We start from the raw sequence: 9316 nt of genomic DNA, 5'->3' as shown, positions 1-9316 counted from the left end.
CGTTGCCCGCCGGGCACACCCACATGAAGCCCTGGGCGAGGCAGCCCGGCACGGGCGGGCTGGCCGGGTTGAACGGCTGCCCGCACTTGACCCACGTGCCCCCGCTGAGCTGGCAGCCGGGTGCCGGTGGCTTGGTGGGATCGGTGACCGGGCATTCCCAGGTGATGTCCGAGCCCTCACCGGCGCTGTTGCACTCCGGACGCGGCGGGGCGTCGACGTTGAACGGCTGCGGACAGGACTGCGAGAACGTGCTGCCCTGCGCGCTCGACACGACCATCTTCGTGCACTTCCCGTTGATCCCCGGCAGCGTGTCCGGGTTCGTCGGGAACGGGCACGACCAACTCCCGGCCGCGACCGTGCAGTTCGGCGCGGGCGGCGTGGTCGGGTCCAGCGGCGGCGGGCAGGACCAGGACGGCCCCGCCTTGGTGCAGCCGGTGGCGGGCGGCGTGTTCGGGTCGACCACCGGGCAGGACCACATGTTCCCCGCCTCGACGCAGTTCGCCGCGGGCTTCTTGGCCGGGTCGAGCATCACCGGGCAGACCCAGGCGCCGTCGGCGGCCGTACAGCCCTTGCCGGGTGACGGGCCGATCGGGCTGTTCGGGGGCACGGTGGTCGGGCGGCACTTGTCCGAGTCGGGCTGACGGTCGCAGTAGCCGCGGCCGTCGTCGGGGCCCGGGTTCTTGCCGGGGTAGGTCTTCTGCCCGCCGGTGCGGATGTCGACGAAGACGTAGGTCTTGACGACGGCCGGGGGCCGCGTCACGACGGTGACGTGGACGGGCGTGAACCCGGTCCAGGGCGAGCCCGTGTAGGCGACCTTCTGGCCGGTCGTCGCGGGCCGCGTCAGCGGGTTGCCGTTCTGGCACTTGACCTTCGGTTCGCCGTACGGGTTGACGAGCACGGCCGTCCCGGCCTGGAGCACCGCCGGGTACGGGTTGAAGGTGCCTGCGACGAAGTTGTGCTCGGTGACGACGGTGTCGGCGCGCAGGACGACGGCGCTGAGCGTCGGGAGGTACGCGGGGATGTCCGCCGCCGTGAGCCCGAGCGCCTCGGCCCACGCCGTGGCGCGGCCGCTGTCCGCGGCGAGGGCGCTGGTCAGCAGCGCGACATCGCAGGACGGCGCGCCGCCGTCCTCCCCGTAGAGGCCGGGGGTGTCACCGGGGAACGCGCCACCGGTGCCGACGGGGGTCTTGACGCCGGTCTCGTCCGTCCCGACCGGCTGGGTGAACGGGTTCTGGCCGCTGTACGCCACGGGTTCGAGCGACACCTGCGCCACCTGGGTGTCCCGGGTGAGGAAGTACCCGCCGACCGCGACGATCCCCGCGACCGCGACCACCACTGTGAGGACGATCGGCAGCACCCGGGACCGTTTCGGCGGCTGCGGCCCGCCGGGCGGTGGTCCCCACTGCGGTCCCGGCGGCCCGCCGGGCGGCGGGCCCCACGGCGGTCCCGGGGGGCCGGGCGGCGGGTACGGGGGCGGGCCGCCGTAGGGCGGCCGGTTCGGCGGCCCGGGCGGCCCGGGCGGTGGGAACTGCCCGCCCCACGGAGGTTGCTGGCTCATGCGGGGAACCCCTCGTGCGCGTGGTGGGCGCATTCGCCCGTCTGCCGGATCGTGCCGCCGTACTCGTCGCCGCCGCTCTGACCGTTACCTCGGGCCACCGCGGAGCGGGCGCAAGGACCGTCGTTCCCCCGCCACCGGGGCCCGGCCGCGGTGGCGCGAGCCGGCGCCCGCCGGGGCTCAGCCACCGCCGGCCCCGGGCTCGTCGAGATCGTCGCAGGCGGGGTTGTCGGCGCCGAGGATGGCCCGGCACTCCTGGACGGCCCGTGACGGTGCCCGCTGCCCGGGCGGGAGCGTGCACGTGTCCGGGTAGGCGGCGCACTGCTGCTCCGGGGTGGGCACCCCGCCCTCGCACGCGAAGGCCTGGGTGTCCCCGGAGCAGACGGCGTCGATCTGCTCCTGCGTGAGCGCGACCGCGGGCCGCGGGACACCCGGTGCGCCGCCCGCGGTGGCCGGGACACCGGCCGGGGTGCTCGACGGGGCCTGCGCACCCGCGCCCTGCAGGAGCAGGAAGGCACCGATCGCGCCGGCCGCCACCACGAGCAACAGGACCGCGACGACGGGTAGCGCCCTCGAGCGCTTCCGGGGCGGTGGTGGGCCACCTGGGGCCGGGTGCCCGTAGGGCTGTCCCGGGGGTGCGGGCGGCCACGGCGGCTGGTGGGGCGGTCCGTGCCAGGTGCCGGGGTGCCGGGGAGCCGGCCCACCCCACGGCGGCTGCTGGCTCATGGGCGCCCTCCCGTTCCGGCCTGATCCTTCGGGGCGTGCCTACCGGAGCCGGGCCCGCGACTCACGCGTAGTCGCTACGCGATCCTCCGATCAGCGCAGGAACCGCTGCGCGGAATCGCGGCACGCTCGCCACGCCGCCGTCCCGGGATCGATGACGGCGAAGTGGTCCGTCCCGGGGAGGCGCACCAGCTCGGCGGGATCACCGGCGGCCCGGGCCGCCGCGACGAAGCGCTCGCTCTGCCGCAGCGGAACGTTCGGGTCCGCGTCGCCGTGCACCGCCACCACCGGGACACCCAGCGGCACCCTCGCGGCCGGGGACGCGAGCGCGTAGCGGTCCGGGACCTCGGCGGGTAGCCCGCCCAGGAACGCCGTGACGGCCCCCCTGCCGACCCCCCGCTCGGCCGCGTCGACGAGGTCCAGCACGCCCGCCTGGCTCACCACGCCCCGCAGCCGTACCCGTGGCGCGGCTCCCGGCGTCCCGGCGGGCAGTCCGGGGCGGGCGGCGAGCCACGCGGCCAGGTGCCCGCCCGCCGAGTGCCCGACCGCGACGACCCGGTCCAGGTCCAGCCGCCCGACGGCCGCGTCCTGCCCCGGCCCGGCGAGCAGGTCGACCGCCGCCGCGACGTCCTCCACGGTGGCGGGCCAGCCGCCCCCGTTCCCGACCCGCCGGTACTCGACGTTCCACGCCGCGTACCCGCGACCCGCGAGGTCGGCCGCGAGCGGCCGTCCCAGCTCCAGCCCGTGCCTGGCCCGCCAGAAGCCGCCGTGCACGACGACCACGACGGGCACGGGGCCGGCCCCGGCGGGGAGGGTGAGCTCGCCGAACTGGGACGCGTCCGGGCCGTAGGTCAGGTGCACGGGCTCGCCATCCCCCGCGACGGCACCGCGCCACTCGCCGGGACGCGGACGGCGGGCAGCGGCGGGCACCTCGGACCGCGGGCCATGCCGGGCAGCATCGCACGGGTCGGCGGCAGGAGGCGGCGGGGCGTCCGGGCGCGCGGCCGGCGCCGCGCGGCGGTCGGCCGGCGCCCACGCGGCGGTCGGCGACGAGCACGGAGGCCGGGCACCCCGGCGGCACGCGCCCGGTACCCGGCAGACACGCGCCAGGCAAGGGCCGGACGCGCGCCGGGCACCGGGCTGGCGCCCCGGCGGACACCCTGGCCGGCCACGCGCCGGCACCCCGGCTGCCAGCCACGCGCCGGCACCCCGGCGACCCCGCCGCGCCGGGTCAGGCCCCGGCGGCCGCGACCGCGGCCCAGAACGGCTCCGGCCCGTCCTCGGGCCCGACCATGGCCCGCTGGGTGAGGAGCACCGAGACGGCGTCGCGCATCGGGTCCACCTTCGCGTCCGTGCCGGTGCCGCCCGTCCAGCCCCACCGTCCCGGGGCCTGCCACGGCTCGACCGCCGCGATGTCCACCCCGGTGCCCAGGCCCCAGGATGTCCCCGGGCCGAGGAACCCGCCGGCGTCGCGGCGCTGCTCAGGGGTGAGCGCGTCGGAGGTCAGGAGCGCGACCTGCGCCGGCGCGAGCACGGGCCCGCCACCGTCGGCCATCGCGGTGTGGAACCGCAGCACGTCGCCCACCGTCGACACCAGCCCGCCCGCGAGCTTGGGGAACTGCGGCGGTGAGGCGAACGCTCCGTGTGGCGGGTCGAGCAGCTCCAGGCCGTCGGGGCCCGGCTCGTATGCGGTGGCGAGGCGGCCGGCCTCGGCGGTCCAGAAGCCGGTGTCGTCCATGCCCAGCGGACCGGTGACGCGCTCGGCGAGCACGTCCGCGAGCGGCTTGCCCGCCGCCCGGGCCAGCAGCACACCCAGGACGTCCATGCCCGTGTCGTAACGCCAGCCCGCGCCGGGCTGGAACGCCAGCGGCAGCTCCCCGATCCGGCCGACGAACTCGTCCGGCGAGAGCGCGGGCGGCAACGGGCTCGGGTGGACGCCGCGTTCGCTCATCGCCCGCTGCACCGGGACGTCGGCCATCGCGATGCCCCACCCGCTGACGCCGGTGAGCAGGTCGCGGACGGTGACCGCCCGCTCCGCCGCGACGGTGGCGTCCAGCGGGGCGTCGGGCGCGACCAGGACGCGGGGCTCGGCGAGTTCCGGCAGCCAGCGGCCCACCGGGTCGTCCAGCGCGAGGACGCCGTCGGCCTCCAGCGTGAGCGCCAGTGCGGCGCCCATGGGCTTGGTGAGCGAGGCGATCCGGAACAGCATCTCCTCCGTGACCGGCCGCGCGCCCGGATCGACGGCCGTGCGGCCCCCGACGAGCACGTGCGTCGCCCCGCGCAGGCGTAGCGCCGCCGCATACCCGGGCAGCAGGCCCGCGGCCACCTTCCCGTCCAGCAGCTCCCGGATCTGGTGCATCGGCATCTCCTCCCACCGGTACCGACGATCCGTCCGCCCGGGACTCATCGGCGATCGTGCAGCGCCTGCGCCCCGCACCGGACGGACGCCACACTCGCCGGCGGTCACCACCGCGCCAGCGCCCCCAGCGCCCCCAGCGCGACGGCCGCTGCGGTGGACGCGCGCAGCACCTCCGGGCCGAGCCGCACCGGCCGCGCCCCCGCAGCGACCAGCGCCGCGACCTCGTCGTCGGTGATCCCGCCCTCGGGCCCGACGACCAGCACCAGCTCGCCGCGCGGCGGCAGGACACCCGCCGTCAGCGCCTCGGTGGCCGCCTCGTGCAGCACCAGCGCCCCCGCCGCGTCCGAGACCCGCCGCGCGAGCTGTGCCGTCGTCACCGGTTCTCCGACGGGGGGCACCCACGGCCTGCGGGCCTGCTTGGCCGCCTCGCGGACGGTCGAGCGCCAGCGGCCCAGCGCCCTGTCACCGCGCGGCCCGTCCTCCCACCGCGCGACGCACCGGGCCGCCTTCCACGGCAGCACCTCGTCCACGCCGGCCTCGGTGGCGGTCTCGACGGCCAGCTCGCCCCGGTCGCCCTTCACCAGCGCCTGCGCGAGCACCACCCGCAGCGGCGGCGCCGCGACCTCCACCCGGGAGTCGATCTCCAGGTCGACCCGGTCGCGCCCCGTCCCGACGACCGTCGCCCGCGCGACCGCGCCCCGCCCGTCCCCGAGCCGGACGACCTCCCCGCGGCGCAGCCGCTTCACCGTCGCCGCGTGCCTGCCCTCCGGGCCGTCCAGCACCACGACGCCCGCGGCGGGAAGCGGGTCGACGAGGAACAGCGGTGCGGTGCTCACCGGCCCCCGAGTGTGTCCCGCAGCCGCGAGAACAGCCCGTGGCCGTTGCGCCCGCCCGCGGAGAGGTTCGGCTGCTCCTCCCCGCGCAGCGCGGCGAGCTTGCGCAGCAGCTCGGTCTGCTCGCGGTCCAGCCGCGTCGGGACGACGACGTCGACGTGCACCATGAGGTCGCCGCGGCCGTCCACACGGCCGGTGGAGCGCAGCCGCGGCATGCCTTTGCCGCGCAGGGTGCGCACCGTGCCGGTCTGCGTGCCGGGCTCGACGTGCAGCTCCTCCGTGCCGTCCAGCGTCGGAAGCGGGAGCGTGGTGCCGAGCGCGGCGGCCGTCATGGGCAGCGACACCGTGCAGTGCAGGTCCGCCCCGTCGCGGGTGAAGACGTCGTGCGGGATCTCGTCGACCTCGACGTACAGGTCGCCCGCGGGGCCGCCGCCCGCACCCACCTCGCCCTGCCCGGCCAGCCGGACGCGCATGCCGTCCGCCACGCCCGCCGGGATCCGGACGCCGACGTTGCGCCGCGAGCGGACGCGGCCGTCCCCGCCGCACTGGCGGCACGGATCCGGGATGACCTCGCCGAGGCCGCGGCACGTGGGGCACGGCCGCGACGTGACGACCTGCCCGAGGAACGACCGCTGCACGGACTGGACCTCGCCGCGGCCCCCGCAGATGTCGCAGATCGCGGGCTTGGTGCCGGGCGCGCAGCCGGAGCCGGTGCACTCCGAGCACAGCACCGCGGTGTCGACCGCGAGGTCGCGCGTGACGCCGGAGAAGCACTCCTCCAACGTGAGCTGCATGCGGATCAGCGCATCGGCGCCGGGCTGGACCCGGCTGCGCGGGCCCCGTGAGCGTCCACCGGCCCCGAAGAACATGTCCATGACGTCGCCGAGGCCGCCGAAGCCCGCGAACGGGTCGCCACCACCGCCGCCGCCACCGTTGCCCAGCGGGTCGCCACCGAGGTCGACGATGCGCCGCTTCTCGGGATCCGACAGCACCTCGTACGCTGCGCTGACCTCGGCAAACCGCTCCTGCGCCGCCGGGTCGGGGTTGATGTCGGGGTGCAGCTCGCGGGCGAGCCTGCGGTACGCCCGCTTGATCTCGTCGGGCCCGGCGTCGCTCGAGACGCCCAGGGTCCCGTAGTAGTCGCGTGCCACCCTTGCGTTCCCCATGGTCCTTCTCGCTCGGTACTGCTCGTGAAACGACGCGCTGGTCAGCGCCCTGCCAGGATCTCACCCACGTACCGGGCGACCGCATGCACCGCCGCAATCGAGCCCGGGTAGTCCATCCGGGTGGGCCCGACGACACCCATCCCGCCCAGCACGGTGCCTCCTCCGTAACCCACGGTGAGTACCGACGTGCTCCGCATCTCCTCCGCCTCGTTCTCCTCCCCGATCCGCACGGTGACAGTGCCGGGGTGCTGCGCGGACGCGAGCAGCTTGAGCACGATGACCTGCTCCTCCAGCGCCTCCAGCACCTGGCGCAGGGACCCGGGGAAGTCCGCGGCGTTGCGGGTGAGGTTCGCGGTCCCGCCGAGGACCAACCGCTCCTCGGGGTGCTCGACCAGCGTCTCGATGAGGACCGCCACCACGGCGGTCATCACGCCACGCAGCTCGGCGGGGGCCTGCTCGGGCAGCTCCGCCACCGCGGCCGAGGCGGCGACCAGCGGCCTTCCGGCCAGCGCGGCGTTGATGCGGGTGCGGAGGGCGGCGACGTCGTCGTCGGTCAGGACCTCGCCGAGATCGACCACGCGCTGGTCGACCCGCCCGCTGTCGGTGATCAGCACCAGCATGAGCCGGGCCGGAGTGAGGGCGACCAGCTCCAGGTGGCGCACCGTCGAGCGGGTGAGCGTCGGGTACTGGACGACGGCGACCTGGCGCGTGAGCTGCGCGAGCAGGCGCACGCTGCGGCGCAGGACGTCGTCGAGGTCGACCGCACCCTCCAGGAACGTGTGCACGGCGCGGCGCTCGGCCCCCGACAGCGGCTTCACCTCGGCCAACCGGTCCACGAACACCCGGTAGCCCTTGTCGGTGGGCACCCGGCCCGCGCTCGTGTGCGGCTGGGCGATGAGTCCCTCGTCCTCCAGGACGGCCATGTCGTTGCGGACGGTTGCGCTCGACACGCCGAGATTGTGCCGCTCGACGATCATCTTCGAGCCGACGGGCTCCTGGGTCGACACGTAGTCGGCGACGATCGCCCGTAGCACGGCGAACCGTCGCTCGTCGGCGTTCACTGCGCACCTCCCACCCGGATCCCCTCCAGTCTAGGCGCCGCTGCACCGCCCCAGCGGCGCCCGAGCCTCCGCACGCCGGGTGGTTCCGTCCCCGGTTCGTCACGACTCGCCGGTACCGGCCGCCCGCGGCGCTGTCCTAGCGTGCCGCGCATGGCCCAGCTGGAGTTCGACGACGACGCCGCCCGGCGGATCGACCGCACCTACGCGACGCCCGACGTCGTCGCCCAGCGAGCCCGGACGCTCGAGCTGCTCGATCCACGGCCCGGCGAACGGGTGCTCGACGTCGGTTCCGGCCCGGGGCACCTGCTCGCCGCGATCGCCGGTCTCGTCGGCCCGGACGGCGAGGCGTGCGGCGTCGACCCCAGCGCGGCGATGAACGGGATCGCCGCCGCCAAGATCGCGTCGCAGCCGTGGGCGCGGGTGGAACTGGGGGACGCGCTCGCGCTGCCGGGCGGGGGGTTCGACGCGGCGGTCTCGACGCAGGTCTACGAGTACGTTCCCGATCTGCCCGCCGCGTTCGCCGAGCTGGCGCGCGTCCTGCGGCCCGGCGGGCGGGTGCTGATCCTCGACACGGACTGGGACGGCGTGGTCTGGCACGTCGCCGACCGCGCCCGCCACGCCCGCGTCATGGCGGCGTGGGAGGAGCATCTCGCCCATCCCCGGCTGCCACGGGTGCTCGCCCCGCTGCTGCGCGCCGCCGGGTTCACCGTCACCGCGCAGCACGCCGTACCGATCCTGAACACCGCGCTGCACGAGGACACCTACAGCTGCCCCACGATGTCGCTCATCGCCGCCTTCGTCGCCGGGCGCCGGGGCATCACCTCCGACGAGGCCGAGGCGTGGGTCGCCGACCTGCGCGAACGCGACGCCTGCGGCGAGTACTTCTTCTGCCTCAACCGCTACTGCGTGCTCGCCACGCTCACCAGCGGGGGCGGGTCGTGACCGGGGCGGGGTGGCGGGCTTCTCCCGTGCGGCTCGCACACATGTTCCGGCGCTCGAGCATGTGCTCCGCCGCCCGCAGCTGTGCTCCGCCGCCCGGCCGGTCGTGAGCTGGCGTGACCGGCCCCTCCCCGTGCCGCTCGAACACATGTTCCAGCGCCCGCACCTGTGTTTCGTCGCCCGGCCCGTCCCGGGCTGGCGTGACCGGCGCTCCCCGGGCCGCTCGCACACATGTTCCAGCGCCCGCACACACCCCGACGCGGTGACACACACCGCCGACGGCATGTGCCACCACACCAACCTGTGTGCGAACCGGCACTCCCCGCGACACCCCCACCGCGCCCCGAACCCCGCCCCGGCCGGGCCAGCACCCTGCCCGCACACATGTCCAGCGCTCGAACATGTGTTCCGCCGCCCGGCCCGTCGCGGGCCGGCGTGACCGCCCCCTCCCCCAACCGCTCGCACGCATGTTCCAGCGCCCGCACACACCCCGACGCGGTGACACACACCGCCGACGGCATGTGCCACCACACCAACCTGTGTGCGAACGGGCCCCCGGAACCCCCCGCCGACACCCCACCCGCACCCCCGCGCGAACGCCGGTCTCAGGCGGGCACACCCGCCAGCAGCGCGTGCACCACCGCGTCCGCGAGCAACCGTCCCCGCCGGGTCAGCACCGC

Annotated in this window: 8 protein-coding genes; 1 reads left to right on the top strand and 7 read right to left on the bottom strand. The window is 76.1% G+C overall.

Annotated elements, in window-relative coordinates:
* The 7 genes from AB7J25_RS28720 to hrcA all read right to left on the bottom strand — a co-directional run.
* Nucleotides 1-1357: DUF6777 domain-containing protein (locus AB7J25_RS28720; protein ID WP_428514169.1), on the bottom strand; the 1357-nt coding region annotated here is incomplete at its 3' end.
* A gap of 378 nt (nt 1358-1735) precedes the next feature.
* Nucleotides 1736-2281 (bottom strand): hypothetical protein, encoded by a 546-nt coding sequence (locus AB7J25_RS28715; RefSeq protein WP_428514167.1) that lies wholly within the window; start codon nt 2279-2281, stop codon nt 1736-1738.
* 90 nt (nt 2282-2371) lie between these two features.
* On the bottom strand, nt 2372-3139 hold the full coding sequence (locus AB7J25_RS28710) for an alpha/beta hydrolase family protein (RefSeq protein WP_428514165.1): 768 nt from the start codon (nt 3137-3139) through the stop codon (nt 2372-2374).
* A gap of 370 nt (nt 3140-3509) precedes the next feature.
* Nucleotides 3510-4637, bottom strand: a complete 1128-nt coding sequence (locus AB7J25_RS28705; protein ID WP_428514163.1) for a serine hydrolase domain-containing protein — start codon at nt 4635-4637, stop codon at nt 3510-3512.
* Nucleotides 4638-4741: 104 nt separating this feature from the next.
* Nucleotides 4742-5473, bottom strand: a complete 732-nt coding sequence (locus AB7J25_RS28700; RefSeq protein WP_428514162.1) for a 16S rRNA (uracil(1498)-N(3))-methyltransferase — start codon at nt 5471-5473, stop codon at nt 4742-4744.
* A complete protein-coding gene (dnaJ, locus tag AB7J25_RS28695) occupies nt 5470-6621 on the bottom strand; it encodes a molecular chaperone DnaJ (protein ID WP_428514160.1) in 1152 nt (383 codons plus the stop codon). Before dnaJ ends, AB7J25_RS28700 begins: the two co-directional genes overlap by 4 nt.
* 56 nt (nt 6622-6677) lie before the next feature.
* Nucleotides 6678-7697 carry a heat-inducible transcriptional repressor HrcA gene (gene hrcA, locus AB7J25_RS28690; protein ID WP_428514158.1) on the bottom strand — a complete coding sequence of 340 codons (1020 nt, stop codon included), beginning with the start codon at nt 7695-7697 and terminating at the stop codon, nt 6678-6680.
* Between the two features lie 150 nt (nt 7698-7847).
* Between hrcA and AB7J25_RS28685 the strand changes: the two genes are divergently transcribed.
* Complete coding sequence (locus AB7J25_RS28685; protein WP_428514156.1) at nt 7848-8639, top strand: methyltransferase domain-containing protein; 792 nt, start codon at nt 7848-7850, stop codon at nt 8637-8639.
* Nucleotides 8640-9316: the final 677 nt, after the last annotated feature.

Origin of the sequence: Pseudonocardia sp., assembly GCF_050246655.1 — a bacterium.
In the GTDB taxonomy this organism is placed as follows: Bacteria; Actinomycetota; Actinomycetes; order Mycobacteriales; family Pseudonocardiaceae; genus Pseudonocardia.
The sequence above is the reverse complement of the archived record's forward strand: the minus strand, read 5'-3'. Positions and strand labels throughout refer to the sequence as shown.